We start from the raw sequence: 1,367 nt of genomic DNA, 5'->3' as shown, positions 1-1,367 counted from the left end.
GTATATGGTCTCCCCCGTTATTGCAAGAGTAAACATGCTGTTTTGACTAAAATGGTTTGCGTCCGTATATCCGGCTTCTCGTTGAAGTATTTTCACTTCGAGCCTCGATGAACTTCGCCCATATCGTCCTTATCGTTGACTCGGATTAATAATCCACACGCCCTATCAGGTTTTCGATATGTCGGTTTAACCGTATTGTCATCACGTTTGTTTACTCTTGCAATCCTTGGAAGTGAACTGGTTCATTATTAACTTAAGCGGTTGTCAACTCAGGCTGATAATCGCCACCTTGTGCTAATAGTGCCCAAGCTATTCGGGCCAATTTATTAGCCAGTGCAACCGCGGCTTTGTTTCTCCCCCGCGTTTGCTCTATTCGCTTTATCCATTGAGACAATGGCGTCTCTTTATGTTTACTCACTCGCATGACAGCCCTGGCACCATGAATGAGTAAGGTTCTTAGATAGCTATCTCCACGCTTACTAATCCCTTGTAAATTATGCTTGCCCCCTGAGCTATGTTGTTTGGGTACCAGCCCCAATGATGATGAAACTGCCCGACCATTCTTAAACTCACTGCCATTGCCGATATGTTGATAAAGCGCACTGGCTATAATTGGGCCAACTCCGGGAATACTTTGTAGTCGTCTACAAGCTTCGTGTTGGCTTAGTTGTTTAATTTTCTTTGTATACCAGTTCAGGTGCTCATCCAGCTCTACAAGTTTTTGATAGTGTCGCTCTAACAGTTCTTTGAACAATTCACTCAAACCATTCTCAACCTGCCGGTCAAATAATTCAGGCAGTGATTTATAGACATGACTGATGCCTACCGGAAGGATGATCCCGTACTCATTGAGCAACCCCCGTATTTCATTACTGTTGGCGGTTCTATCCCGCTCACACTTCTTACGCATCACGTGTAATGCCTGAATATCTTGTTGGGTTTGCGTTTTCGTTCGCACAAACCGCATCTCGGGGCGTACTACTGCTTCTGCTATCGCCAGCGCATCATTAAAATCCGTCTTATTACCCCGCACATACGCTTTTACATGCTGTGGTGCGATTTGTTTTACCTGATGGCCATACTTCGCTATTTCTCTTGCCCAATAATGCGCACTGGCACATGACTCAACCCCCACCAAACAGGGTGCTAGCTCACTAAAAAAATGCAGTATCTGAGTTCGTCTCAACATTTTTTTTCGCACAATCTTGCCTGCCTGATTACAGCACACCACATGACTCACACTTTTTGCTAAATCCAGCCCAATCGTTGTAATATCCATCTTGGTCTCCTCACCTTGTTAACTTGATTGTTCAATTCCAAGTTTGGCACATTGCGATGCCGTTTGAGGGGGGAGACCATTCCATCGT

1 protein-coding gene is annotated in these 1,367 nt (G+C 44.8%); it reads right to left on the bottom strand.

Annotated elements, in window-relative coordinates:
- Nucleotides 1-253: 253 nt before the first annotated feature.
- Complete coding sequence (locus ACX5KA_RS02895; protein ID WP_342339808.1) at nucleotides 254-1,279, bottom strand: IS110 family RNA-guided transposase; 1,026 nt, start codon at nucleotides 1,277-1,279, stop codon at nucleotides 254-256.
- Nucleotides 1,280-1,367 lie beyond the last annotated feature (88 nt).

Source organism: Alteromonas alvinellae (assembly GCF_902705805.1).
Note: the sequence above shows the minus strand (reverse complement) of the source record. Positions and strands in the feature narration are given on the sequence as shown.

Bases quoted from the DNA above. Each gene is read 5' to 3' on its own strand.
- ACX5KA_RS02895 (WP_342339808.1), bottom strand. From the start codon at position 1,279: ATGGATATTACAACGATTGGGCTGGATTTAGCAAAAAGTGTGAGTCAT.